At 61.2% G+C, this 25,325-nt stretch carries 19 protein-coding genes; 10 read left to right on the top strand and 9 right to left on the bottom strand.

Annotation, left to right across the window (positions count from 1 at the left end; genetic code table 11):
• Window positions 1-29 precede the first annotated feature (29 nt).
• The 4 genes from GDV60_RS02430 to gpmI form a co-directional block, all read right to left on the bottom strand.
• Window positions 30-815, bottom strand: coding sequence for a divergent polysaccharide deacetylase family protein (locus GDV60_RS02430; protein ID WP_092232803.1), 786 nt, complete (start codon window positions 813-815; stop codon window positions 30-32).
• Between the two features lies 1 nt (window position 816).
• The gene (locus tag GDV60_RS02435; protein WP_029295904.1) at window positions 817-2,124 is read right to left on the bottom strand and encodes a S41 family peptidase; all 1,308 of its coding nucleotides are present in this window, start codon (window positions 2,122-2,124) and stop codon (window positions 817-819) included.
• A gap of 30 nt (window positions 2,125-2,154) precedes the next feature.
• Window positions 2,155-3,441, bottom strand: a complete 1,287-nt coding sequence (locus tag GDV60_RS02440) for a murein hydrolase activator EnvC (protein ID WP_092232807.1) — start codon at window positions 3,439-3,441, stop codon at window positions 2,155-2,157.
• 257 nt (window positions 3,442-3,698) lie between these two features.
• Window positions 3,699-5,225: a 2,3-bisphosphoglycerate-independent phosphoglycerate mutase gene (gene gpmI / locus GDV60_RS02445; RefSeq protein ID WP_029295906.1), complete on the bottom strand. Its 1,527-nt coding sequence runs from the start codon at window positions 5,223-5,225 to the stop codon at window positions 3,699-3,701.
• 151 nt (window positions 5,226-5,376) lie between these two features.
• On the opposite strand from gpmI, the gene GDV60_RS02450 reads away from it, so the two are divergent.
• The 3 genes from GDV60_RS02450 to secB are packed head-to-tail and all read left to right on the top strand — an operon-like array spanning window position 5,377 to window position 6,576.
• The gene (locus GDV60_RS02450; protein ID WP_029295907.1) at window positions 5,377-5,790 is read left to right on the top strand and encodes a rhodanese-like domain-containing protein; all 414 of its coding nucleotides are present in this window, start codon (window positions 5,377-5,379) and stop codon (window positions 5,788-5,790) included.
• A gap of 1 nt (window position 5,791) precedes the next feature.
• The gene (grxC, locus tag GDV60_RS02455) at window positions 5,792-6,046 is read left to right on the top strand and encodes a glutaredoxin 3 (protein WP_092232813.1); all 255 of its coding nucleotides are present in this window, start codon (window positions 5,792-5,794) and stop codon (window positions 6,044-6,046) included.
• Between the two features lie 44 nt (window positions 6,047-6,090).
• Complete coding sequence (gene secB, locus GDV60_RS02460) at window positions 6,091-6,576, top strand: protein-export chaperone SecB (protein ID WP_029295909.1); 486 nt, start codon at window positions 6,091-6,093, stop codon at window positions 6,574-6,576.
• A 157-nt stretch (window positions 6,577-6,733) separates the two neighbouring features.
• Here the strand turns inward: secB and GDV60_RS02465 are convergent, their stop codons facing one another.
• Window positions 6,734-7,189 carry a tRNA (cytidine(34)-2'-O)-methyltransferase gene (locus GDV60_RS02465; RefSeq protein WP_029295910.1) on the bottom strand — a complete coding sequence of 152 codons (456 nt, stop codon included), beginning with the start codon at window positions 7,187-7,189 and terminating at the stop codon, window positions 6,734-6,736.
• On the opposite strand from GDV60_RS02465, the gene GDV60_RS02470 reads away from it, so the two are divergent.
• Window positions 7,188-7,628 carry a hypothetical protein gene (locus GDV60_RS02470; RefSeq protein ID WP_159906168.1) on the top strand — a complete coding sequence of 147 codons (441 nt, stop codon included), beginning with the start codon at window positions 7,188-7,190 and terminating at the stop codon, window positions 7,626-7,628. The genes GDV60_RS02465 and GDV60_RS02470 overlap by 2 nt on opposite strands.
• A gap of 442 nt (window positions 7,629-8,070) precedes the next feature.
• Here the strand turns inward: GDV60_RS02470 and ntrC are convergent, their stop codons facing one another.
• From ntrC to glnA, 3 genes are all read right to left on the bottom strand, one after another.
• A complete protein-coding gene (gene ntrC / locus GDV60_RS02475; protein WP_029295912.1) occupies window positions 8,071-9,507 on the bottom strand; it encodes a nitrogen regulation protein NR(I) in 1,437 nt (478 codons plus the stop codon).
• Window positions 9,504-10,589: a nitrogen regulation protein NR(II) gene (glnL, locus tag GDV60_RS02480; RefSeq protein ID WP_029295914.1), complete on the bottom strand. Its 1,086-nt coding sequence runs from the start codon at window positions 10,587-10,589 to the stop codon at window positions 9,504-9,506. Before glnL ends, ntrC begins: the two co-directional genes overlap by 4 nt.
• A 436-nt stretch (window positions 10,590-11,025) precedes the next feature.
• The gene (gene glnA / locus GDV60_RS02485; protein WP_029295916.1) at window positions 11,026-12,432 is read right to left on the bottom strand and encodes a glutamate--ammonia ligase; all 1,407 of its coding nucleotides are present in this window, start codon (window positions 12,430-12,432) and stop codon (window positions 11,026-11,028) included.
• Window positions 12,433-12,765: 333 nt separating this feature from the next.
• Here glnA and thiI point away from each other — a divergent pair, with 333 nt between their 5' ends.
• Window positions 12,766-14,220, top strand: a complete 1,455-nt coding sequence (gene thiI, locus GDV60_RS02490) for a tRNA uracil 4-sulfurtransferase ThiI (RefSeq protein ID WP_029295918.1) — start codon at window positions 12,766-12,768, stop codon at window positions 14,218-14,220.
• A 139-nt stretch (window positions 14,221-14,359) separates the two neighbouring features.
• On the top strand, window positions 14,360-16,180 hold the full coding sequence (gene typA / locus GDV60_RS02495) for a translational GTPase TypA (protein ID WP_092232819.1): 1,821 nt from the start codon (window positions 14,360-14,362) through the stop codon (window positions 16,178-16,180).
• Window positions 16,181-16,400: 220 nt separating this feature from the next.
• On the opposite strand, the gene GDV60_RS02500 is transcribed toward typA, so the two are convergent.
• The gene (locus tag GDV60_RS02500) at window positions 16,401-16,835 is read right to left on the bottom strand and encodes a YkgJ family cysteine cluster protein (RefSeq protein ID WP_029295922.1); all 435 of its coding nucleotides are present in this window, start codon (window positions 16,833-16,835) and stop codon (window positions 16,401-16,403) included.
• Between the two features lie 240 nt (window positions 16,836-17,075).
• On the opposite strand from GDV60_RS02500, the gene GDV60_RS02505 reads away from it, so the two are divergent.
• The 4 genes from GDV60_RS02505 to GDV60_RS02520 all read left to right on the top strand — a co-directional run bounded on the left by GDV60_RS02505 (window position 17,076) and on the right by GDV60_RS02520 (window position 25,258).
• Entirely contained in the window at window positions 17,076-19,526 is a 2,451-nt protein-coding gene (locus tag GDV60_RS02505; protein ID WP_029295924.1) for a glycogen/starch/alpha-glucan phosphorylase, read from the top strand.
• A 200-nt stretch (window positions 19,527-19,726) separates the two neighbouring features.
• Entirely contained in the window at window positions 19,727-22,798 is a 3,072-nt protein-coding gene (locus GDV60_RS02510) for a DUF2339 domain-containing protein (protein ID WP_159906170.1), read from the top strand.
• Window positions 22,798-24,135 (top strand): DUF3999 domain-containing protein, encoded by a 1,338-nt coding sequence (locus tag GDV60_RS02515; protein WP_159909167.1) that lies wholly within the window; start codon window positions 22,798-22,800, stop codon window positions 24,133-24,135. Before GDV60_RS02510 ends, GDV60_RS02515 begins: the two co-directional genes overlap by 1 nt.
• 112 nt (window positions 24,136-24,247) lie before the next feature.
• Window positions 24,248-25,258, top strand: a complete 1,011-nt coding sequence (locus tag GDV60_RS02520; RefSeq protein WP_029295932.1) for a class 1 fructose-bisphosphatase — start codon at window positions 24,248-24,250, stop codon at window positions 25,256-25,258.
• Window positions 25,259-25,325 lie beyond the last annotated feature (67 nt).

Raw genomic sequence — 25,325 nt, forward strand, 5'->3', positions numbered from 1 at the left:
GGCAGGACTGAGCATACTTAAAGTGATAGTTATCTAGACGCAGGAAGGTAGGTGCCATTTTTGCCATGTCCGGCCATGGCCTGGTTGCTGCGCACGCTGATCATCAACTTGATATCAATCCACTCGATGCCCTGGGCCTTGAGCTTGGGCAACTCGCGCTCCAGTACCGCCAGGGTCTGTGGATAAGGATGGCCGATCATCACGGCCGAGCCCTGTTTGTGGGCCAGCTTGATAGCGGTCTGCAACTGCGTGGTGATAGCGGCTTCGGTGCGTTCGTCATCAAGGAAAACATCCCGCGAGACATGAGCCAGGCCGATTTTTTGTGCCTCGGCGGCGGCCACGGTCTGCGCGCTGGTGCGGCTGTCGACGAAAAACTTGTGGCGACGTTGCAATTCACCCATCAGCCAGGTCATGGCCGCAGGCTGCGCGGTCATGCGGCTGCCCATATGGTTGTTGAGGCCGGCGGTGTAGGGCACGGCGTTGAACGCCGCATCCAAACGCTTGCCCAGTTCTTCGACAGGCAACTCGGGGTGCCAGGCGAACGGGCCGGTGGCCGGGTCCATGGGCATATGCAGGATCACGATCTTGCCGGCGCGATGGGCCTCGCGCGCGAATTCGGCGGCGTGGGGGGTGTCGGGCATGATCGCCGCCGTCACCGGGCCGGGCAGGGCCAGCACGCGACGATCCCGGGGCAGGTTCTGCCCAAGGTCGTCGATGATCAGGGTCAGGTAGGCTTTGTGGGGCTTCTGGGCAGGGGCCGCATGGGCGACTCCTGCCAGGCTGCAGAGCAGGGCGATGATCAGGGCAACACGCATATCAACGGCTGCGCGTAATGCTCAGGCCCTTGAGTAGGCTCAACGCCTGGGCCAGTTGGTAATCATCGTCCTGTGGCATCGGCTTGGCTTTCGTGCCGCTGCCGGTTGGCTGGTCGGCACCGCCATTGCCATTGCCCAGGTGACCTTGCAGGTCAGCTTCCTTGAAGTACTCGTTTTCGCTCTCGTTGGTGATCTTGGCCCGGCGAACCTCGATATCCGGCACGATGCCCTGGGCCTGGATCGAGCGACCATTAGGCGTGTAGTACAACGCCGTGGTGATCTTCAGCGCACGCTCGTTGTTCAGCGGCAGCACGGTTTGCACCGAACCCTTGCCAAAGCTGGTGGTGCCCATCAGCACCCCGCGTTTCTGGTCTTGCAGGGCGCCGGCGACGATTTCCGAGGCCGAGGCGCTGCCGCCGTTGATCAGCACCGCCAGCGGGACGTTTTCGCTGAGGTCCTTGCCGGTGGCCGAGAAGCGCAGTTCGGAGTTGGCGATGCGGCCCTTGGTGTAGACGATCAGGCCCTTGGTGATGAAATGGTCGACCACTTCCACCGCCGATTGCAGCACGCCGCCGGGGTTGTTGCGCAGGTCGAGGACGATGCCGTTGAGCTTCTTGCCGTTGTCTTTGCGCAGCTTGGCCAGGGCCTTGGCCACTTCGTCGCCGGTCTTGACCTGGAATTGGGTGATGCGGATGTAGCCGTAGCCCGACTCCAGCAACTGGCTCTTCACGCTCTTGACCACGATGGTGGCGCGGGTCAGGGTCACGTCAAACGGGTTGCCACCGTCGCGCACCAGGGTCAGGGTGATTTTCTGACCGACCTTGCCGCGCATCTTGTCGACGGCTTCGGTCATGGTCTGGCCGCGGGTCGGCTGGCCGTTGATCTTGACGATCAGGTCGCCAGCCTGGATGCCGGCCTTGGACGCCGGGGTATCGTCGATGGGCGACACCACCTTGATGATGCCGTCTTCGGCGCCCACTTCTATGCCGAGGCCGCCGAATTCGCCGCTGGTGCTTTCCTGCAGCTCGGCGAAATCTTCCGGGCCCAGGTAGGCAGAGTGCGGGTCGAGGTTGCTGAGCATGCCTTTGATGGCGTTTTCCAGCAGGGTCTTGTCGTCCACGGGTTCGACATAGGCTGCCTTGATCCGGTCCATGACCTCGGCAAAGGTGCGCAATTCGTCCAGCGGCAGCGGCGCCTTGGTGGTCGCGGCCGTGGCTGACGGGGCGGTCTGGTCGGCGAATGCCATAGGCGCGCCGATCACCAGGGCGATCGTCAGGGCCAGCGAAGTGAGGCGGGACAAATGCAGCATGTCGAACGAACTCCTAATGTAGATGCGGCCCTATCCTTGGGCGCGACACCATTGTGCAGGGTCGCTTGGGCGGCCCTGCTGACGAATAGCGAAGTACAGCGCCGGGGTGTCCTGGCCGCCACTGTTACCGACAGTGGAGATGGATTCACCGGCTTTTACAACATCACCTGCGGCCTTGAGCAACGTTTGATTGTGGCCATATAAGCTCAAATAGCCATTGCCGTGGTCAAGAATCACCAGCAAACCAGCGCCGCGCAGCCAATCGGCGAACACCACGCGCCCACCGTGGACGGCGTGTACCTGGCTGCCCGCAGAGGCGCTGATCATCACGCCGTCCCACTTGGTGCGGGTGTCATCGCCACGGGTTTCACCAAAGCGTGCCAGTAGTCGACCATCAACTGGCCATGGAAGTTTGCCTCGGGCAGTAGCAAAAGGCCCGCCAAACGATTCGCCGGCGCTGGAAACCAGTGGGCCAGGCGCTGCACGCGCCGGTTTGCGCGGGGCGTCGGTGGCGAGCGCCGCGGCGTCACGCTGGCGCTTTTTTTCTGCTTCCTGCTGGGCGATCAGCGCTTTTTGTCGCGCTTCTTCGGCCTCGCGGGCCTGGCGAGCCAGGGTTTCCTCGATGGTTTTCAGTACTTTGGCCAGGTCGGCCTGGTCTTGCTGACGCGCCTGCAGCTTGGCATCCCGGGCTTTTACGTCGCTGTTGAGCTTGGCGAGGGCCTGCTGGCGTTCTTTGCGCACCTTGTCCAGCTCGTCGCGCTGGCTGTCGAGGCTGCTTTTCTGGGCCAGAAGTTGGCTTTGTTGGTCGGCGATTTCCTGCTCGACATTGGCCAATTGGCGCAGGGTCTCGTTGAAGCTCTTGAGTTGCTCCAGGCGCGCGGTGCTCAGGTAGTCGTAGTAGGTGAGGGTGCGGGCGAATTTTTCCGGGTTCTGCTGGTTGAGCAGCAGCTTGAGGTATTCCTGGCGGCCGTTCTGGTAGGCGGCACGGGCCTGGATTGCGATCAGGCGTTGCTGTTCAACGCGCGCGCTCTGGAGTTTTTTTTTCTCACCGTCGAGCCGCTCCAGTTCCGACTCGCTCTTCTTTAGTTCTTTTTGCAGCTCCTGGACCTGCTTCTCCAGCTTGCCCATTTCGGTTTCCGTGCCGCGCAGGTCTTTCTGCACCCCGGATTTTTCTTCCTGGAGCTTGCCGAGCAGTTTCTTCAGCTCGGTAATGTCCTGACGCGTAGCGTCCAACTGTTGTTGGGTTTGCGCACGCTCGTCGGCCATAGCCGGTTGGAGCACGCAGACAAGAGCGAGGGTAATCAAGGCGCGAAGCATAGAGGCGGGCGACACCAGGGAAAGGGACGGCCTAGTATGCCCGGCCCACGCGGCAAAAAAAACGTCCAATTCGGGCTGGCGGGCAAGTTAGGCGCCCAGTGGCGCGGTGTGGCTAAAAGCCATCTTCAAAAACGCCACCTATCCATGTGGGAGCGGGCTTGCCCGCGATTGCGTTGTGTCAGCCATGGAAATGTCGACTGATCCGCCGCTATCGCGGGCAAGCCCGCTCCCACATTGTTTGGTGGTGGGTTTGAAAATTAGACCAGGATCGAGGTGCCGGTCATTTCGACAGGCTTCTCGAGCCCCATCAGCATGAGCATGGTCGGCGCCACGTCTGCCAGCACGCCGCCTTCGCGCACCTTGAAGTCGCGCTTGCCGACATAAATGAACGGCACCGGCTCGGTGGTGTGGGCGGTATGGGCCTGGCCGGTGGATTCGTCGGACATCTGCTCGCAGTTGCCATGGTCGGCGGTGATCAGCGCTTCGCCTCCGACCTTCTCCAGAGCGTCGACGATACGGCCCACGCATAAGTCCAGGCATTCCACGGCCTTGACCGCCGCTTGCAGGTTGCCGCTGTGGCCGACCATGTCGCCGTTGGCGTAGTTGACCACGATCACGTCATAGCGCTGGTGTTCGATGGCGTCGACGATCTTGTCGGTGACTTCCGGCGCGCTCATCTCGGGCTGCAGGTCGTAGGTGGCGACTTTGGGCGACGGGATCAGGATGCGCTCTTCGCCGGGGAAAGGTTCTTCGCGACCGCCGGAGAAGAAGAAGGTGACGTGAGCGTATTTCTCGGTTTCGGCAATGCGCAGTTGGGTCTTGCCGTTTTTGGCGAGGTAATCACCCAGCACGTTTTCCAGGCTGCCCGGCGCGAAAGCTGACGGGGCCGGGATGTTGGCGGCGTATTGGGTCAGCATCACGAACTCGACTTTCGGCTGGCGCGCCCGCTCGAAGTCTTTGAAACCGTCATCGACGAACACATGGCTCAGTTCGCGGGCACGGTCGGCGCGGAAGTTCATGAACACCACGGCGTCGCCATCTTCGACCTTCACAGGCTCGCCAATGGTGGTGGCCTTGACGAACTCATCGCTCTCGCCGCGAGCGTAGGCCGCTTCCAGGCCTTGCTGGGCGGTAGCCGCGTTGAATTGGGCGTTGCCGTCGACGATCAGGTTGTAGGCCTGGGACACGCGATCCCAGCGGTTGTCGCGGTCCATGGCGAAATAGCGGCCGACCAGGCTGGCGATGCGGCCCTTGCCGAGGGCGGCGAAGGCGGCGTCCAGCAGCTCGATGGACGATTGCGCGCTTTTGGGCGGGGTGTCGCGGCCATCGAGGAAGGCGTGCAGGTAGATCTTCTCGGCGCCACGCTTGTAGGCCAGTTCGGCCATGGCCACCAGGTGGTCCTGGTGGCTGTGCACGCCACCGTCAGACAGCAGGCCCATGAAATGCACGGCTTTGCCGGCGGCGACGGCTTTATCCACTGCGGCGCAGATGGTCGGGTTCTCGAAGAACTCGCCATCGCGGATGGCTTTGGTCACGCGAGTGAAGTCCTGATATACCACTCGTCCGGCGCCAAGATTCATATGGCCGACTTCAGAGTTGCCCATCTGGCCGTCCGGCAGGCCGACGTCCATGCCCGATCCGGAGATCAGGCCATTGGGTACGCTGGCGCAGAGGCGGTCCAGCACGGGCTTGTTCGCCGCGAATACGGCGTTGTCGTGGTGGTTTTCACTGTGACCGAAGCCATCGAGAATCATCAGGACCAAAGGTTTAGGCGTGGTAGTCATAGATCCTCTCGCGGCGGTATTAAAGGAAGGCGATTGAAAAGGGAGTGGCAGTTTAAAGCGAAGTTCCGATGCCGTCACCGCTTTACGGGGGTTGGCCCCCCATGGCGGCTGTGTATACTTACCGCCATTTTAACGCCCTGGAACCTCCTTGATGGTTGATCACCTGATTGCATTTGCTACCTCTCACTATCTGCTGGTCGGTGCCTTCGTCGTACTGCTGGCGCTGCTGATTGCTCATGAAGTGAGCCGTGGCGGCCGTAGCCTCAGCACCGCCGAGCTGACCGCGCTGGTCAACAAGGACCAGGCCGTTGTCGTCGACATCCGTCCGGCCAAGGACTTTGCCGCCGGCCATATCGTTGGCGCGCTGAATATTCCCCAGGACAAGCTGATCGCCCGCATCGCCGAACTGGAAAAGCACAAGGCCAAGACCATTATCCTGGTCGACGCCCAGGGCCAGCACTCCGGTGGCCATGCCCGCGAAATGATGAAGAGCGGTTTCACCGCCGCCAAGCTGTCGGGTGGTATCTCCAGCTGGCGCGCCGATAACCTGCCGTTGGTGAAGTGATATGAGCCAGGTTGTCGTTTATTCCAGCGATTATTGCCCCTATTGCACGCGAGCCAAGCATTTGCTCCAGAGCAAAAAGGTTGCCTTCGACGAGATCAAGGTCGATGGCAAGCCCCAGGTACGTGCCGAGATGGCCCAGAAGGCGGGGCGCAACTCTGTGCCGCAAATCTGGATCGGTACCCAGCATATCGGTGGATGCGACGACCTGTTCGCCCTGGAGCGCGCCGGTAAACTGGATGCGCTGCTTCACGTCTGACTCCAAAACCCTAAAAGACCCCAAGATCAAGAAGGATCTGCGAGATGACTGACCAACCGAACACCGAAGCGGCAGCAGAAGAGGCTCAAGGCCCACAGTTTTCCCTGCAGCGCATCTACGTGCGTGACTTGTCGTTCGAGGCCCCTAAAAGCCCGGCGATCTTCCGCCAGGAGTGGACTCCAAGCGTCGGCCTGGACCTGAACACCCGTCAAAAGCAACTGGAAGGCGACTTCCACGAAGTCGTGCTGACCCTGTCGGTCACCGTGAAGAACGGTGAAGAAGTGGCCTTCATCGCTGAAGTGCAACAGGCCGGTATCTTCCTGATCCAGGGCCTGGACGATGCGTCCATGAGCCACACCCTGGGTGCGTTCTGCCCGAACATCCTGTTCCCGTATGCCCGCGAGACCCTGGACAGCCTGGTCACCCGTGGCTCGTTCCCGGCGCTGATGCTGGCCCCGGTGAACTTCGATGCCCTGTATGCGCAAGAGCTGCAGCGCATGCAACAGGAAGGCGCGCCGACGGTTCAGTAAGCTGAACCCGACGCCGCTCTAAATGTGGGAGCGGGCGTGTGTGGGAGCTGGCTTGCCAGCGATAGCATCACCTCTGTGTCACTGACACACCGAGGTGCCTGCATCGGGGGCAAGCCCGGCTCCCACACACGCCCGCTCCCACATTTGGTTTTGGGGGCTATTTGAAACCGAGCTGGCGCCAGCCTTCGTAGACGGCGACGGCCACGGTGTTGGACAGGTTCAGGCTGCGGCAGCCTTCACGCATCGGCAAACGCAAGCGCTGGCCATCGGGCAGGGCGTCGAGTACGTCTGCCGGCAGGCCACGGCTTTCCGGGCCGAACAGGAAGGCATCACCCTCGGCAAAGCTGGCATCATGAAACGGCCGCGAACCTTTGGTGGTGAACGCAAACAGCCGTGGATGGCCCAGGCTTTCCAGGCAACTGGCGAGGTCGGCGTGACGCTGCAGGGTGGCGTATTCGTGATAGTCCAGGCCGGCGCGACGCAGGCGCTTGTCGTCCATCTCGAAGCCCAGCGGCTCGATCAAATGCAGGTGGCAGCCACTGTTGGCGCACAGCCTGATAACGTTGCCGGTGTTCGGCGGAATTTCTGGTTGAAAAAGGATGACGTGAAACATGCACGGCTCCGAAGATAAAGATGCAGCGCATTCTACCCCTGAAGACGACCCCAGGCCGCAGCTATTGCCCAGAGTCCTGGGTTCGCTGGCGATTGTCGGTCTGATGGTGGGCTTGATGATCGGTCGCCTGACCACCCCGGACCCGACGGCCTTGCTGCAGGTCGAGCCCGCCACCGATGGGCTGGTGGTGTGGTTCAACCACGAACCGAAGTTGCACGGCGAGCATATCGACGGCACCGTGGCGCTGCTGTTCGACGCCCATGGCCATGCGCAGGCGGGGCAATTGAAGGTCAATGACAAGGATGTGAACTGGCGGGTGCGCAAGACCGATGGCGGCTTGCTGTTGAACCTGGTGGCGGCACGGCCGCTGCGCGGGGAATGGTCGGGCAAGGCGGTCGATGACCGCTGGCGATTGGAGATCCATCTCCTGGAGCAATAAAAGAGGGAGTTCCCGGCCTGCCTGTACCAGGGCTCCCAAAACGGTTTGAAGCTCGAATTAAAGAGGGGATTCTCGGCCTGCCTGTACCAAGGTCCCCGAAACTGGGTAGTACCAGAGGTATTGCAGGGGGCGTGCCAGAATGGTGAATTTGTCTAGGAAAATTCTTTTATAAAGCGCAAAGCCCCGGATTACGGGGCTTTGGCGTTTTCAGGGTTCAGAGTTTTTTGAAAGCGGCCTGGAGTTCGTGCGCGATAGCGGTTCATGGTGCGTTGAAGCGGTGCACACCAAACAAATGTGGGAGCTGGCTTGCCTGCGATGCGGGCACCTCGGTCTTTCAGAGATACCGAGGTGATGCAATCGCAGGCAAGCCAGCTCCCACACAAGCCAGCTCCCACACAAGCCCTCATCCACATTAGGTCATCCGTGTGCTGGAGGGCTGTGTTCAGCCCTCTTCACCCTCATCATCATCCCCGCCATCCACCTTCATCCCCAATTCCTTGATCTTGCGGGTCAAGGTGTTACGACCCCAGCCCAGCAGCACGGCGGCGTCACGCCGGCGGCCAGCGGTGTGCTTGAGGGCCGTCTCGATCATGATCCGCTCAAAGGTCGGCACGGCGCTGTCCAGCAGGCTCGACTGGCCGCGAGCCAAGGCCTGGTCGGCCCATTGGCGCAGGGCTTGTTCCCAGTTGGTTACGGGCGCTGAATCCTGCGGCAGGCTCAACAGCTCCGGCGGCAGGTCGCTGATATGCACTTCGCGCCCGGACGCCATCACCGTGATCCAGCGGCAGGTATTCTCCAGCTGGCGCACGTTGCCCGGCCACGGCAGGTTTTTCAGGTATTCCTCGGTTTCCGTCTTCAGCAGCTTGGGCTCTACCGCCAGTTCCTGGGCGGCGCGGCTGAGGAAGTGGCGGGCCAGGGTCGGGATGTCTTCGCGGCGGTCCGACATCCGCGGGATGTGGATGCGGATCACGTTGAGGCGGTGGAACAAGTCCTCGCGGAACTTGCCGGCGTGCACCAGGGTTTCCAGGTTCTGGTGGGTCGCGGCGATGATCCGCACATCGACCTTGACCGGCGTATGGCCGCCGACACGATAGAACTCACCGTCGGCCAGCACCCGCAACAGTCGGGTCTGGGTGTCGGCCGGCATATCGCCGATTTCATCGAGAAACAGGGTGCCGCCGTCGGCCTGTTCAAACCGGCCGCGACGCAGGTTGGCGGCGCCGGTAAACGCGCCTTTCTCATGGCCGAACAGCTCCGATTCCATCAAGTCCTTGGGGATCGCCGCCATGTTCAGCGCGATGAACGGCGAGGCGGCCCGTGGGCTGTGGCGGTGCAGGGCATGGGCGACCAGCTCTTTACCGGTGCCGGACTCACCGTTGATCAGCACGGTGATGTTGGAATGGCTCAAGCGCCCGATGGCGCGAAACACTTCCTGCATCGCCGGCGCTTCACCGATGATTTCCGGGGTGCGCGTCAGGGTCGGTTCCACGGCCTGGCCTTGCTGCTCCTGGGCGTGCTGGTTGGCGCGCTTGACCAGCGCCACCGCCTCATCGACGTCGAACGGCTTGGGCAGGTACTCGAAGGCGCCGCCTTGATAGGACGCGACAGCGCTGTCCAGGTCCGAGTGCGCGGTCATGATGATCACCGGCAAGCGCGGGTGCTGCTCGCGGATCCGCGCCAGCAAGTCCAGGCCGCTGGCGCCGGGCATGCGGATGTCGGAGATGATCACATCGGGCTGCTGGCGCGCCAGGCGGCTCATCACCCCGTCGGCGCTGTCGAAGCTCTGGGTGGTCATGCCTTCCTGTTGCAAGGCTTTCTCCAGGACCCAGCGGATGGAACGGTCGTCATCGACGATCCAGACAGTTTCACTACGGCTCATGTCGATGGGGCTCCTTGTTCCAGTGGCAGAAAGATCGAAAAGGTCGTGTGGCCGGGATGGCTTTCACATTCGATCAGGCCCTGGTGCTGGCTGATGATGTTCTGGGTAATGGCCAGGCCCAGCCCGGTACCGTCCGGGCGGCCGCTGACCATCGGGAAGAAAATGGTTTCTTGCAGTTCGGCCGGGATACCCGGGCCGTTGTCGATGATCTCGACCTTGGTCACCAGGCGATGGCGTACGTGGCCAATGGTGAACTGGCGCAAGGCGCGGGTGCGCAGGCTGATACGGCCCAGGCGCAGCTCGTTCTGGCTGCTGATGGCCTGCATGGCGTTGCGCACGATATTGAGCACCGCCTGGATCATCTGCTCGCGGTCGATCAATACGTCGGGGATGCTCGGGTCATAGTCGCGCACCAGGGTGATGCAGCCCTGGCTTTCGGCCTCCACCAACTGGCAGACGCGCTCCAGCACCTCATGCACGTTGGTCATCGCCAGCGACGGCAGTTTGTTGGAACCCAGCATGCGGTCCACCAGGTTGCGCAGGCGGTCGGCTTCCTCGATGATGACGTTGGTGTAGTCCTTGAGGTGCTCATCCGGCAGCTCGCGGGCCAACAACTGTGCGGCGCCGCGAATCCCGCCCAGGGGGTTCTTGATCTCATGGGCCAGGCCGCGTACCAGCATCTTGCTGGTTTCCTGCTTGGACAACTGCGCCTCTTCCTTGGTGATGCGCAGCAGGCGATCGCGGGGATGCACCTCCAGCAGCAGCAAGGTGGCGCCGTGGCTCAGGATCGGTGTTACCGCGTAGTCGACGGTCAGGGTCTGGCCGGTGAGGGCCGTGAGCATCGCTTCGCGCTTGGTGAACGGGTGGGCCTGCTCCACGGCCTGGCGCAAGGAACTCAAGGCCTCGGCGGACTCGGTGAACAGCTCGCTGATAAATTGCCCATGGCTGCGCTGGCCGCTGATGGCCAGGAGCATCTCCGCCGCGGGGTTCATGTACTCAAGGCGCAGTTCGGCATTGAGCAGGATGGTCGCGGTGGTCAGGTTGTCGAGTAGCAAGCGGTGCAGTGCGTCGCTGATGGTCATTAGGACCTCTTTTGGAGCAAGGCGTGGGCTTGAGGCTCACGCTGATACCAGGAAAATGCAAAAACCAAACCAAGGCTCCGAAAAGAAGCGTAAAAGCCCTGAAATAGGGGCTTTAGGCGCGAAACTATGGCGCTCTGCCAGCTTGCTCGGGAGATATCGACCCAAAATGGGCTGGCCGGCGGGCATGGGTGCAACCTATCGCACCAATATAGTGCGAATCCCGGCATTCTGTTCAGCGATCAACTATTTCCTGGACGCACCAATCAAACTGTAGGAGCTGGCTTGCCTGCGATATCGGTGTATCTGTCACATCACGACTGACTGAACCACCGCTATCGCAGGCAAGCCAGCTCCCACAGTTTTGATGGTTTCAGGCAAAAAAAAGACCTCCCGAAGGAGGCCTTTTTGTCACGCCGCGTTGAGCAGCGCTACCGGATCAGCAGCTGTAGTACAGCTCGTATTCCAGTGGGTGTACGAAGGTGCGGACCTTGATTTCTTCTTCGCTTTTCAGGGCGATGTAGGCATCGATGAAGTCGTCGCTGAACACGCCGCCTTTGGTCAGGAACGCACGGCCCTTGTCCAGCTCTTCCAGGGCTTCTTTCAGGCTGCCGCACACTTGTGGGATTTCCTTGGCCTCTTCAGGCGGCAGGTCGTACAAGTTTTTGTCGGCGGCGTCGCCTGGGTGGATCTTGTTCTGGATGCCGTCCAGGCCAGCCATCAGCAGTGCAGCAAAACCCAGGTACGGGTTGGCTGCTGGATCCGGGAAGCGTGCTTCGATACGGCGAGCGCGAGGGCTGGACACGTAAGGAATACGGATCGAAGCGGAACGGTTGCGAGCCGAGTAGGCCAGCATCACTGGTGCTTCAAAACCTGGGACCAGACGCTTGTAGGAGTTGGTCGACGGGTTGGTGAAGCCGTTCAGGGCCTTACCGTGCTTGATGATGCCGCCGATGAAGTACAGGGCGGTGTCGGACAGGCCGGCATAACCTTCGCCAGCGAAGGTGTTCTTGCCATCTTTGGCGATGGACAGGTGAACGTGCATGCCCGAACCGTTATCGCCGTACAGTGGTTTAGGCATGAAGGTAGCGGTACGGCCGTAGGCCACTGCCACGTTGTGTACGCAGTACTTGAGGGTCTGTACTTCGTCAGCCTTGGCAACCAGGGTGTTGAACTTCACACCGATTTCGTTCTGGCCGGCAGTCGCCACTTCGTGGTGGTGAACTTCGATGACCAGGCCCATGTCTTCCATGGCGTTGCACATGGAGGTACGGATTTCGTGGTCGTGGTCGAACGGTGGTACTGGGAAGTAGCCGCCTTTGACGCCTGGACGGTGGCCATGGTTGCCGCCTTCCACGTCCTGGTCGGACATCCACGAACCCTGGTCGGAGAAGATCTTGAACATGGAGCCGGAGATGTCGGACTTGAACTTCACCTGGTCAAAGATGAAGAACTCAGGCTCAGGGCCCACGAATACGGTGTCACCGATACCGGTGGACTTCAGGTATTCCTCGGCACGCTTGGCGATCGCACGTGGGTCGCGGTCGTAGCCCTGCATGGTCGAAGGCTCGATCACGTCGCAGACGATGATCAGGGTTGGCTCTTCGGTGAACGGGTCGAGTACGGCGGTGGAGTCGTCCGGCATCAGGATCATGTCGGAGGCTTCGATGCCTTTCCAGCCAGCGATGGAGGAGCCGTCGAACATTTTGCCTTCTTCGAAGAAGGCGTCATCCAGCGCGTCGCGAGCCGGCATGGTCACGTGGTGCTGAGTGCCTTTGGTGTCCGTGAAGCGCAGATCAATCCATTTAACGTCATGATCTTTGATGAGTTGAACCGACTTCGACATAGTGTCCTCCGGGTGGCTTCGGGCTGGGGTAGTGGAGTAGCCCTTAGAATGTGGGTGATGCCGGCGCGGATAGTCCGCCATGGCAACCTGCCTCACAAGAGAGCAAATTGCATGCCAGTGCCCCGACATGGGTTTTTTGCCTCAAAATGGCCCCTATAAAGGTGCAAATCGTCGAAATGGCAAAAATCGCGCACTGCAATGTAGCGTAACTGCCTGTAAATGCACCTCTTTGGTGCGTCGCGTGCCGTTTGTATATTAACTGGTCAAACCTTGAGCGATTTCCGCTATAATCCGCGCCCCCCTTTTTCGGCTGGCCCTGCGCGCGCTGTTTCCATGAAATTAATCGTTAAAGTCTTCCCCGAGATCACCATCAAGAGCCGACCGGTACGGATGCGTTTCATCCGTCAATTGGCCAAGAATATCCGCGCCGTGCTCCGTGACCTGGACCCGGCCGTGGTGGTGAACGGTGTGTGGGACAACCTCGAGCTGGAAACCCGCGTCAGCGACCCTAAAGCCTTGAAAGATATGACCGAGCGCCTGAGCTGCATGCCGGGCATCGCGCATTTCCTGCAGGTCGACGAGTACCCGCTGGGCGACTTCGACGACATCACGCAAAAATGCAAACTGCACTTTGGCACCAGCCTTGAAGGCAAGATTTTTTCGGTGCGCTGCAAGCGTGCGGGCAAGCACCCGTTCAGCTCCATGGATGTCGAGAAATACGTCGGCAGCAAGCTGCGTCGCGAGTGTGGGGCCGCAGGAATCTCGCTGAAAGAGCCGCAAATCGAAGTACGTATCGAAATTCGCGACCAACGGTTGTTTGTGATCCACAGCCAGCACAACAGCATCGGTGGCTACCCGCTGGGTGCGCTGGAACAGACCCTGGTGCTGATGTCCGGCGGTTTCGACTCTACCGTGGCGGCCTACCAGATCATGCGCCGGGGCCTGATGAGCCACTTCTGCTTCTTTAACCTGGGCGGGCGTGCACACGAATTGGGCGTGATGGAAGTTGCGCACTATATCTGGAAGAAGTACGGCAGCTCCCAGCGCGTGCTGTTTGTCAGCGTACCGTTCGAGGAAGTCCTGGGAGAAATTCTCGGAAAAGTCGATAACGGTCATATGGGCGTCGTATTGAAGCGTATGATGTTGCGCGCAGCGTCGAAAATCGCCGACCGCCTGCAAATCGAAGCGCTGGTGACCGGCGAGGCGATTTCCCAGGTCTCCAGCCAGACGTTGCCGAACCTGTCCGTGATCGACTGCGTGACCGACAAGCTGGTATTGCGCCCGCTGATCGCCAGCCACAAGCAGGACATCATCGACCTGGCCAACGAAATCGGCACCGCTGATTTCGCCAAGCACATGCCAGAGTACTGCGGGGTCATCTCGGTGAACCCCAAGACCCATGCCAAGCGCTATCGCGTGGAGCATGAAGAGAAAGAATTCGACATGGCGATTCTGGAGCGAGCGCTCGAGAACGCCAAACTGGTGCCGATCGATCGAGTCATCGACGAATTGGGCCAGGACGTACAGATCGAAGAAGTCAGCGAAGCCCTGGCCGGTCAGATTGTCATCGACATCCGTCACCCGGATGCCGCTGAAGACGAGCCGCTGGAAATCGCTGGCATCGACGTGCAAACGCTGCCGTTCTATGCACTGAACGCGCGTTTCAAGGAACTGGATAACAGCCGTCAGTACCTGCTGTATTGCGACAAAGGCGTGATGAGTCGCCTGCATGCCCACCATTTGCTCAGTGAGGGATATGCCAATGTGCGCGTTTATCGACCGAGCTAAGAGCCCGGGGCTGTTTGCCTGTGGCCTGCGTCACCGGCCCCCCGACTCTGCCGTCAAGCTGTAACGGCAAGGCCTGACTCTACTGTTAATCGCTGCCACGACCTGTCAGCACACCGAATCCTCTGATCGAGATACACAAGTGATCGAAAATCTACGTAACATCGCCATCATTGCCCACGTTGACCATGGTAAAACCACCCTGGTAGACAAACTCCTGCGTCAATCCGGCACCCTGGAGCGCAACGAGCTCAACGACGAGCGCGTGATGGACTCCAACGACCAGGAAAAAGAGCGCGGTATTACCATCCTGGCAAAAAACACTGCCATCAACTGGAACGGCTACCACATCAACATCGTGGATACCCCGGGCCACGCCGACTTCGGCGGCGAAGTTGAACGTGTAATGTCGATGGTTGACTCCGTTCTGCTGCTGGTTGATGCCCAAGACGGCCCTATGCCGCAAACCCGTTTCGTGACCAAGAAGGCTTTCGAAGCCGGCCTGCGTCCAATCGTGGTGATCAACAAGGTTGACCGTCCAGGCGCGCGTCCGGACTGGGTTCTGGACCAGATCTTCGACCTGTTCGACAACCTCGGTGCCACCGAAGAACAGCTGGACTTCAAAGTCGTCTACGCCTCGGCCCTGAACGGCATTGCCGGTCTGGAACACACCGACATGGCTGAAGACATGACCCCGCTGTACCAGTCGATCGTCGACAACGTACCAGCGCCGAAAGTCGACCGTGACGGTCCGTTCCAGATGCAAATCTCCGCACTGGACTACAACAGCTTCCTGGGTGTTATCGGCGTTGGCCGTATCGCTCGTGGTCGCGTCAAGCCGAACACTCCGGTCGTGGCTATCGACGCCACCGGCAAGAAGCGTAACGGTCGTATCCTGAAGCTGATGGGTCACCACGGTCTGCACCGTATTGACGTTGAAGAAGCTGCTGCAGGCGACATCGTGTGCATCAGCGGTATGGACTCGCTGTTCATCTCCGACACCCTGTGCCACCCGGACATGGTTGAAGCAATGGTGCCGTTGACCGTTGACGAGCCAACCGTTTCCATGACCTTCCAGGTAAACGACTCGCCATTCTGCGGTAAAGAAGGCAAGTTCGTGACTTCCCGTAACATCAAGGAACGTCTGGACAAAGAGCTGCTGTACAACGTTGCACTGCGCGTTGAAGAAGGCGACTCGGCTGACAAGTTCAAGGTTTCCGGCCGTGGTGAGCTGCACCTCTCGGTACTGATCGAAACCATGCGTCGCGAAGGCTTCGAAATGGGCGTTGGTCGTCCGGAAGTGATCATCCGTACCGTTGACGGCGTGAAGCAGGAACCGTTCGAAAACGTCACCATCGACACCCCTGAAGAATCCCAGGGCAAGGTCATGGAAGAGATGGGCCTGCGTAAGGGCGACCTGACCAACATGGTGCCGGATGGCAAAGGCCGTGTGCGTCTGGAATACAACATCCCTGCTCGTGGTCTGATCGGTTTCCGTAACCAGTTCCTGACCCTGACCAACGGTGCTGGCATCCTGACCTCGATCTTCGATCGCTACGACACCATGAAGTCCGGCGACATGTCCGGCCGTCAGAACGGTGTTCTGGTATCGGTAGAAACCGGCAAGGCACTGACCTACTCCCTGGAAACCCTCCAGGCGCGTGGCAAGCTGTTCGTTGAACACGGTCAAGAGATCTACAACGGCCAGATCGTTGGTCTGAACAGCCGTGACAACGACATGGGCGTCAACCCAACCAAAGGCAAGAAGCTCGACAACATGCGTGCTTCGGGTAAAGACGAAACCATCGCCCTGGTTCCACCTGTTCGCTTCACCCTGGAACAGGCTCTGGAATTCATCCAGGACGACGAGCTGTGCGAAGTGACGCCGAAGTCCATCCGTCTTCGTAAGAAGATTCTGGACGAAGGCGAGCGTACCCGCGCTGCCAAAAAGGCCAAGAACTGATACTTAGTTCTGGCTGAATAAAAACGCCCCCGGTCGAAAGGCCGGGGGCGTTTTTTTATGCCCGCAATATTTGCAGTGGCTGTACCGGCCCCTTCGCGAGCAAGCCCGCTCCCACGCTTGACCTCATTCATCCTGAAAAAACGCGGTCGAATGTGGGAGCGGCGGTGCGACGATTCGACTTGCTCGCGAAAGCGCTAGTTCAAGCAATAAAGAACTTGGATCAGAACTTGTCGAGGGTCTTGAACTTGGTCTCGCGCACCACTTCCTTGGGCTTGTACGCGCAATACCCCGGGCGAGGCCCGATCTTCGGGTGATTGCGGCAGGTATCCGGGCGCTTGTCATAAATAGTGCAGAAGCGCGTCTTACGATCCAGGTACAGGCAATCGTTGTTGCTCATGCGCTGCAGGGTAAAGATCTCGGACTTGGAGTTGAAACGCTCGACGATGCCTTCCTTCTGCAAGCGCTTGGCGATGTTCTTCGGCGGGTCGCCACGCTCGAATTCGTCGACGATGCCAATGCGGATCAAATCCTTGATCTTCACCTCAACCGGCAGGGTGCAGCAGTTGGACGTGCAGCCGCCGCACATGTGGCTGGAGTATTTCTGCCACGTTTCGAGACGGTCGAGTTCCGCGGCGGCGATCAGTTGAGGCTTCATCAGGTTTCCAAGAGGGGCTTTGTCCGGGCGCGCGATCATACCGGGATTGGTGATTTTTTGAACAATATTTTGCGGATTTCGGCTCAAAGGCTCCCGCCCGTCTCAAACGGGCACGGCCCCTGCATCTAAAACCTGCATGCGTGAATGAGTGAAAAAACTGCCGAACCGTCAGCCATGCCATGGGTCAGACCGTCTAGGCTCTAGGATTTCCCTTCTTCTATCTCGCCCGAGGTCGCACCGATGTCTCAGGAACCGCTTGTACGAGAAGCAGAGGTAGCCGCGTTTCGCGATGCTGTCTTGACCAAACTCACTTATGCGGTGGGCAAGGATCCCGATCACGCCTTTGACCACGACTGGTTCGAAGCCATTGCCCTGGCGGCGCGCGACCATATGGTCGACCACTGGATGGACCACACCCGGCGTATCTACCGGCGTGGGCAGAAGCGGGTGTATTACCTGTCCCTGGAATTCTTGATCGGTCGTTTGCTGTTTGACAGCCTGAGCAACCTCGGCCTGCTGGAGGTGGCGCGCGAAGCCCTTGGCGAGTTGGGTGTGGACCTGGAGCGCATTCGCCTGCTGGAGCCCGATGCGGCCCTGGGCAACGGGGGCCTGGGGCGTCTGGCCGCGTGCTTTATGGAAAGCATGTCGACCCTGGGCATTGCCGGTCATGGCTATGGCATTCGTTACGAACACGGGCTGTTTCGCCAGGCGATTGTCGATGGCTGGCAGCAGGAGCAGACCGAACGCTGGCTGGATTTCGGCAACCCCTGGGAGTTCGAGCGCGCCGAGGTGATCTACCCGATCGGCTTTGGCGGCAGCGTCGAGACTGTGCTGGATGCGTCCGGCAAGTCGATCCAGGTCTGGTCGCCCAATGAAACCGTGCGCGCCGTAGCCTACGACACCCCGGTGGTCGGCTGGCGTGGCGCCAGTGTGAACACCTTGCGCCTGTGGCGTGCGCGGGCCGTCGAAGACCTGCACTTGGAGCGCTTCAACGCCGGTGACCATTTGGGCGCCGTTGCCGAAGTGGCCCGTGCCGAAAGCATCTCAAGGGTGCTTTACCCGGCCGACAGCACCGAAGCAGGGCAGGAATTGCGCCTGCGCCAGGAATATTTCTTCGTCTCGGCCTCCTTGCAAGACCTGCTGCGTCGCCACAAAAACATGCACGGCTCGGTCCTGAGTCTGGGCGAGCACGCGGCCATCCAGCTCAATGACACGCACCCGTCCATCGCCGTGGCCGAGTTGATGCGCCAATTGGTCGACCTGCACGATATTGCCTGGGATGCGGCCTGGCAGGTCACCGTCGAAACGCTGTCCTACACCAACCACACCCTGCTCCCCGAAGCCCTGGAAACCTGGCCGGTGGGCCTGATGGAACGCATGCTGCCCCGGCACATGCAGATCATTTACCTGATCAACGCCCAGCACATTGATTCGCTGCGGGCCAAGGGCATTCACGACTTCGACGTCCTGCGCGCTGTCTCGCTGATCGAAGAAGACAACGGGCGCCGCGTGCGCATGGGCAACCTGGCGTTCCTGGGTTCCCACAGCGTCAACGGCGTCTCGGGATTGCATACGCAGCTGATGCGCAGCACGGTGTTTTCCGAACTGCACAAGCTCTACCCCGAGCGTATCAACAACAAGACCAACGGCATTACCTTCCGCCGCTGGCTGTTCCAGGCCAACCCCAAGCTCACCGCGATGCTGGTGGAGGCCCTGGGGCCGGACATTCTCGACAACATGGAACAGCGCCTGGTGGAGCTGGAAACCTTCGCCGAGAAAGACGCCTTTCGCAAAGCCTTCGCTGAGCAGCGCCTGCACAGCAAGCGGGTGCTGGCCGATATCATCCACGAGCGCCTGGGGATTTCGGTCAACCCGGCGGCGATGTTCGATGTGCAGGTCAAGCGTATCCACGAGTACAAGCGCCAATTGCTGAACCTGCTGCACACGGTCGCCCTGTACCAGGCGATTCGCGCCGAGCCCGAAGTGGATTGGGTGCCGCGGGTGAAGATCTTCGCCGGCAAGGCGGCGGCCAGTTATCACCAGGCCAAGCTGATCATCAAGCTGACCAACGACATCGCCCGTACGGTGAACAACGACCCCACAGTGCGTGGCTTGCTCAAGGTCGTGTTCCTGCCCAACTACAACGTCAGCCTCGCCGAAAACATCATCCCGGCGGCGGACCTGTCGGAGCAGATTTCCACCGCCGGGTTTGAGGCCTCGGGCACCAGCAACATGAAGTTCGGCCTCAATGGCGCGCTGACCATCGGCACTATGGATGGCGCCAATGTGGAGATGCATGAGCGTATCGGCGGCGAGCACATGTTTATTTTCGGCCTCAGCGCCGAGCAGGTGGAAGCGCGTAAACAGGCCGGTGAGTTCAATGCCGGCCCTGATATCGCCGCATCCCACCGCTTGAACGACGTGCTGCAGGCGATTCGTGGCGGGGTGTTCTCGCCGGACGATCCGGGGCGCTATGTGGGGTTGATCGACTCGTTGATCGCCTATGACCGGTTCCTGGTGTGCGCCGATTTTGACGCCTACTGGGACGCCCAGGCGCGGGTCGAAGCCCATTGGCACGACACCAGGGAGTGGTGGCGTTCGGCGGTGCTCAATACTGCGCGCACGGGTTGGTTCTCGTCAGACCGAACCATCCGGGAATACGCCACCGAGATCTGGAAAGCCTTGGACTAGAACCCGCAGAACCCCGTGTGGGAGCTGGCTTGCCTGCGATAGCATCCCCTCGGTGTCACTGATACACCGAGGCGCCTGTATCGCAGGCAAGCCAGCTCCCACACAAGCCAGGTCCTACACAAGCTGGCTCCTACATTGGAATTGTGTCGATATACTGAGCGTCGGTTACGCCCGCTTCGGGCTGCTTAGGGATCTCGACCATGCAATGGATGTTCATGCTCATTGGCCTGGTGCTCGGCTGGGCGCTGGATGAGTCGTTCAGTGACGCAGCTTTCGGCGCGCTCCTGGGTTTGGGGATTGGCCAAGCCATTCGTCTGTCGAACCTTGGCAGCGCCTTGAAGGCTCTGGAGCAACGCCTGGCGATGCTGGAAAAGCCGCCGCAGGTCGAGCCGCCCATGGTCGAACCCGCGCCCGCCCCAGAACTGGTCTGGGAACTGCCCGCCGAACTGCAACCCACCTCTGCTGCCGAACCCAGCCCGCCGCTGCCGGACGACCTGTGGAAACCGGCCGCTGCTGCACGCGAAGCTGAACCCCAGCCCCCCCGTAGCCCCAACCTGATCGAGCGGGCCATCCAGGGTGCGCGCAACTGGCTGCTGGGTGGCAACACCGTGCTGCGGGTTGGCGTGGTGCTGCTGTTCCTTGGCCTGGCATTTTTGCTGCGCTATGCCACCGAAGGCATGGTGGTGCCCATCGAGTTGCGCTACGCCGGTGTCGCCGCCTGCGCCCTGGGTTTACTGGGCCTGGGCTGGTGGCTGCGCGCGCGCAACGGCAATTACGCGCTGATCCTGCAAGGCACCGGCATCGCCGTGTTGTACCTGACGGTATTCGCCGCCATGCGTCTGCACCCGTTGCTCGACCCCGGCGCGGCACTCGGCCTGCTGGTGGCTGTGACGCTGTTTTCGGCGATCCTCGCCATTACCCAGGACGCCATCGGCCTGGCCTGCGCCGCCGCCCTGGGAGGTTTCGCCGCGCCGATCCTGGCGTCCACCGGCGAGGGCAGCCATGTGGCGCTGTTCAGCTACTTCACCTTGCTCAACGTCGGCATCCTCGCCATTGCCTGGTTCAAGGCCTGGCGCTTGCTCAATGTGATTGGTTTTGCCGGCACCTTCGGTATCGGCTTCGCTTGGGGGATCCGCTCCTACACGCCGGAGTTGCTGTGGAGTACCGAGCCGTTCCTGATTGTGTTTTTCCTGATGTACCTGGCCATCGGCCTGTTGTTTGCGCGGCGCAAACTCCTGGAAATGCCCGACGCCCCGGCCGATGACAGCCGTGGTGCACTGCTGCGCTGGTCGGCGGCCAAGGGGGATTATGTGGATGGCGGCCTGCTGTTCGGGCCACCGCTTGTGGCGTTTGGCTTGCAGTTCACCCTGGTGCAGCACCTGGCATTTGCTCCGGCATTCAGCGCGTTGGCGTTGGGGATCATTTATATGGCGCTGGCGCGTGTGCTCAGTGGCGGGCGCACCGTATTGCTGGGCGAAACCTGCCTGGCTCTGGGCGTGATCTTCGCCAGCCTGGCGATCCCCCTGGGCCTGGATGCGCGCTGGACCGCCGCAGCTTGGGCGGTGGAAGGCGCGGGGATTCTCTGGCTCGGCCTGCGCCAGCAGCGGTTGTTGGCGCGCGCATTTGGCCTGTTGTTGCAACTGGGCTCGGCGCTGGCCTTTCTCAGTGAGTTGGACGTGGGCCAGCACACGCTGCTGGAAGGGGCGGCGCTGGGCGCGTTGCTGCTTGGCGTGGCGTTGCTGTTCAGCTTCCACCAACTGCGCAAGGCTGCGCATGGGCAGATCAGCCAGTGGGAGCGCAAGGGCTTGCCGGTCCTGGCCGGCCTAGGCCTGGGGTTTGTGTATCTGCTGGCACCGTTACTGTTGGCCGAGCAGGGCACCGCGATCAGCTGGGCGCTGGCGGGGCTGGTCACTGTGTTTGTCGGCCTGCATATCGCTTCGCGCACGGTCCTGTTCTGCGCGCTCGGCGTGCAAGTGCTGGCGGGGGCATTGCTCACGTTGACGTCCTGGGGTGCCGAGGAACTGCCGGCGTTGCGTCATATCGGTTTCTGGGCGCCGATGCTGGTCGGGTTAGCCGCGTTTGTCGGTGCCTGGCGTTTGCAGGGCAGTGGCCAACGGCTCAAATTGCCCCACCTATCCCACGGCCTGCTGGCGTGGGGCGCCGCCTGGTGGGTGCTGGCGCTCAACCACGAATTGCTGCGCTTTACCCCGCCGGAGCTGCAAGCCACCTTTCTGTTGGCGGCGGCAGCGGCCAGCGCGGCGCTGTGGATGTTGCTGGCGTTGCGTCTGCGTTGGGCTGCGCTCGGGACCCTCTGCCTGTTGTTGATGCCAGCGGCGGCGCTGGTGCTGTTGGTGTCGTTGCATCGCTATTACCACCCGGCGGCCGAACTGGGCTGGCTGGCCTGGATTGCGGTGTTCGCCGTGCATTTTATCGCGCTGCGTTACTTGGCCGACTTGGCGGCGGCCAAGGCCCTGCGTGTCGCCCACGTGCTGGGCTGCTGGATGCTGATCGGCATGCTGGCCCTGGAGTTGCGCTACGGCCTGCTGGTGCTCTCGGTGCAATACAACGCCTGGCGCTGGCTCGGCTGGGCGATTTTCCCCAGCCTGTACCTGATAGCCGTTGCGGCACCGCGCCAATGGCCGTGGCCGGTATCTGCTTATCCGCGCGAATACCGCCTGCTGGCCGCGCTGCCGTTGGCCGTGCTGATGCTGGTGTGGTTCTGGCTGGCCAATATTTACAGCGACGGTACCGCCAAGCCGTTGCCCTACATGCCATTGCTCAACCCCTTGGACCTTGGCCTGCTGTTTGCGCTGCTGGGTGTGTACCTGTGGGCGCGCAGCGCGGCGCCGCAACTGGGCGGCCGCACTCCCTGGATTGCCCAGGGGGTTGCCGGGGTTTCGCTGTTCGCCTTTTTCACCGCACTGGTGATGCGTACGGCGCACCATTGGGGCGGCGTGCCGTTTCATCTGGATGCGTTGCTCGACTCCATGCTGGTGCAGGCCGGATTGTCGATTGTCTGGACCCTGATTGCCCTGGGCCTGATGATCGGTGGTCATCTGCGCAATCGCCGGGAGGTGTGGCTGGTCGGCGCGGTGCTGATTGGCGTGGTGGTCGCCAAGTTGTTCCTCGTCGAGCTGAGCAACCGTGGCGGGCTGGAGCGGATTGTGTCGTTTATCGGCGTGGGCGGGCTGTTGCTGGTGGTGGGTTATTTTGCCCCGCTGCCGCCCAAACGCGTTGAGCCCGAGGTTCAAACCCAAGGAGCTTCCTCTTGATCGGCAAACTGAGTATTGCCCTGGTGGGCCTGTGCACCGCGCTATCGGCGTGGGCCGCAGAAGCCCCCGCCGACTTCACCGCCCAAGTGCCGCTGGCTATCAGCGGCGAAGGACCCTGGTATCGCCTGGAGTTGCCGCTGGCGGTGCAACTGAGCGCCCGCCAGGCCGATCTCAGTGACCTGCGGGTGTTCAACGCCGCCGGCGAGCCGCAGGCGTATGCATTGGTGCGTCAGTCGGCCGCCAGCGCGAAAAACCTGGCGAGGCTGAAGGGCTTCCCGCTGTACGCCGCCGACAACACCAGTGACAGCGCGCCCAGCGTGCGCGTGCAAGCGAGTGCCACGGGCACCCTGGTGCAGGTGCAGCCGTCCAGCGAAGTGCCGGCCGGCGCGCAGGTGCGACGCGGCTGGTTGCTCGATGCCAGTGCCATCAAGGCGCCGTTGCAAAAGCTGATCCTCGACTGGTCCGCCGAGCACGACGGTTTCCAGCGTTTCAGCATCGAAGCCAGTGACGATTTGCAGCACTGGCGCTCCTGGGGCGAAGGGCAGTTGGCGCGCCTGGCGTTTGCCGATGATCGGGTTGAACTGCGTGAAGTGGCCTTGCCGGGGCAACCGGCGCGTTACCTGCGCCTGTTATGGCAAGGCCAGGCCGCGCCCGAGTTGACCTCCATTGAAGTGCAGAGCACCAGCAGCCTGCCGTTGCCGCTGGTGTGGTCCGAGCCATTGGCCGGCAGCTCCCTTGAAGCGGGGCAATACAGCTGGCAGCTGCCCGGGGCGTTGAATATCGAGCGGGTGCGCATCGAGTTACGCCAGCCCAACAGCCTGGCCCCGGTGGGTCTTGCCGGGCGCCAGGACAGCAAGCAGGCATGGCAGCCGTTAAGCCGCGGTTTGCTCTACCGGTTGCCGCAGAACGGGCAAGAAATCACCCAGGATCAATTGCAGTTGCCGGGTTACCCGGTCCGCCAACTCAAGCTGGACGTAGACGAGCGGGGCGGTGGCCTGGGGCCGCAGGCGCCGGGGTTGAGTTTCGCCGTGCGGGCCACGCAGGTGGTGTTCCTGGCGCGGGGCGAACCGCCGTTTACCCTGGCGCTGGGCAACCCGTCGGCCAAGGCGGCGAACCTGCCGTTGACCACCCTGATTCCCGATTATCAGCCGCAGCGCCTCGCGGCGTTGGGCCAGGCCAGGGTCGATGGCGAGTGGCGCGCCAACCCACCGGCCGCACCAAATGTCGCAGGTATGCCTTGGCAGACAATCGGCCTGTGGGCCGTATTGCTGCTGGGCGTAGCGGCACTCGGGGGCATGGCCTACAGTCTGTTGCGCAAGCCGCCGGCCAGGCCCTAAGCCGGGGCCTGCATGAACTCTGTCAGGGTTATCTCGTCTGATAGGAGGAAATGCGCCCCGACTCGCGCTAAACTGCGCGGGTTTTTAGCCCCCCCATTCTCCGGAGCCGTCCATGTCCCGCGTTACCCTGAGTCGCTATTTGATTGAGCAGACCCGCAGCAACAACACCCCTGCCGATCTGCGCTTCCTGATCGAAGTGGTGGCGCGTGCTTGCAAGGAAATCAGCCACGCCGTGTCCAAGGGCGCGCTGGGCGGCGTCCTGGGCAGCATGGGCACTGAAAACGTGCAAGGCGAAGTGCAGAAGAAGCTCGACGTGATTTCCAACGAAATCCTGCTCGAAGCCAACGAATGGGGCGGTCACCTGGCCGGCATGGCGTCCGAAGAAATGGACAACGCCTACCAGATCCCGGGCAAATACCCTAAAGGCGCGTACCTGCTGGTATTCGACCCGCTGGACGGCTCGTCGAACATCGACATCAACGCGCCAGTCGGCACCATCTTCTCCGTACTGCGTTGCCCGAACGAATACCTGAGCCAGAACGAAGCCCTGAACGAAAAGGCCTTCCTGCAGCCAGGCACCGAGCAGGTCGCCGCCGGTTATGCGATCTACGGCCCGCAGACCATGCTGGTGCTGACCCTGGGCGATGGCGTCAAGGGCTTTACCCTGGACCGTGAAATGGGCAGCTTCGTGCTGACCCACGAAGACATCTCCATTCCTGCCTCGACCCAGGAATTTGCGATCAACATGTCCAACCAGCGCCACTGGGAAGAACCGGTCAAGCGCTACGTCAACGAGTTGATGGAAGGCGAAGAAGGTCCGTTGAAGAAAAACTTCAACATGCGTTGGGTCGCCGCGATGGTTGCCGACGTACACCGCATCCTGACCCGTGGTGGCCTGTTCATGTACCCACGCGACAGCCGCGAGCCGTCCAAGCCGGGCAAACTGCGCCTGATGTACGAAGCCAACCCGATGTCGTTCCTGGTCGAACAAGCTGGCGGTGCTTCCACCGACGGTCACCAGCGCATCCTCGACATCCAGCCTGAAGGCCTGCACCAGCGTGTGGCGGTGTTTCTGGGCTCCAAGGAAGAAGTGGCGCGCGTGACCGGTTACCACAAAGGTTAATGCTACCCCCTGTGGCGAGGGGGCTTGTCCCCCGCTGGGCTGCGAAGCAGCCCCCAAACCCACCCAC

Origin of the sequence: Pseudomonas sp. DTU12.1 (assembly GCF_009873475.1) — a bacterium.
In the GTDB taxonomy this organism is placed as follows: Bacteria; Pseudomonadota; Gammaproteobacteria; order Pseudomonadales; family Pseudomonadaceae; genus Aquipseudomonas; species Aquipseudomonas proteolytica.

Coding starts and splice junctions, on each gene's coding strand:
- GDV60_RS02470 (WP_159906168.1), top strand. CDS start 7,188: ATGCACGGCTCCGAAGATAAAGATGCAGCGCATTCTACCCCTGAAGAC.
- gpmI (WP_029295906.1), bottom strand. CDS start 5,225: ATGACTACCACGCCTAAACCTTTGGTCCTGATGATTCTCGATGGCTTC.
- ntrC (WP_029295912.1), bottom strand. CDS start 9,507: ATGAGCCGTAGTGAAACTGTCTGGATCGTCGATGACGACCGTTCCATC.
- GDV60_RS02430 (WP_092232803.1), bottom strand. CDS start 815: ATGCGTGTTGCCCTGATCATCGCCCTGCTCTGCAGCCTGGCAGGAGTC.
- GDV60_RS02435 (WP_029295904.1), bottom strand. CDS start 2,124: ATGCTGCATTTGTCCCGCCTCACTTCGCTGGCCCTGACGATCGCCCTG.
- secB (WP_029295909.1), top strand. CDS start 6,091: ATGACTGACCAACCGAACACCGAAGCGGCAGCAGAAGAGGCTCAAGGC.
- GDV60_RS02500 (WP_029295922.1), bottom strand. CDS start 16,835: ATGAAGCCTCAACTGATCGCCGCCGCGGAACTCGACCGTCTCGAAACG.
- GDV60_RS02510 (WP_159906170.1), top strand. CDS start 19,727: ATGCAATGGATGTTCATGCTCATTGGCCTGGTGCTCGGCTGGGCGCTG.
- glnA (WP_029295916.1), bottom strand. CDS start 12,432: ATGTCGAAGTCGGTTCAACTCATCAAAGATCATGACGTTAAATGGATT.
- GDV60_RS02440 (WP_092232807.1), bottom strand. CDS start 3,441: ATGCTTCGCGCCTTGATTACCCTCGCTCTTGTCTGCGTGCTCCAACCG.
- grxC (WP_092232813.1), top strand. CDS start 5,792: ATGAGCCAGGTTGTCGTTTATTCCAGCGATTATTGCCCCTATTGCACG.
- GDV60_RS02505 (WP_029295924.1), top strand. CDS start 17,076: ATGTCTCAGGAACCGCTTGTACGAGAAGCAGAGGTAGCCGCGTTTCGC.
- thiI (WP_029295918.1), top strand. CDS start 12,766: ATGAAATTAATCGTTAAAGTCTTCCCCGAGATCACCATCAAGAGCCGA.
- GDV60_RS02465 (WP_029295910.1), bottom strand. CDS start 7,189: ATGTTTCACGTCATCCTTTTTCAACCAGAAATTCCGCCGAACACCGGC.
- glnL (WP_029295914.1), bottom strand. CDS start 10,589: ATGACCATCAGCGACGCACTGCACCGCTTGCTACTCGACAACCTGACC.
- GDV60_RS02450 (WP_029295907.1), top strand. CDS start 5,377: ATGGTTGATCACCTGATTGCATTTGCTACCTCTCACTATCTGCTGGTC.
- GDV60_RS02520 (WP_029295932.1), top strand. CDS start 24,248: ATGTCCCGCGTTACCCTGAGTCGCTATTTGATTGAGCAGACCCGCAGC.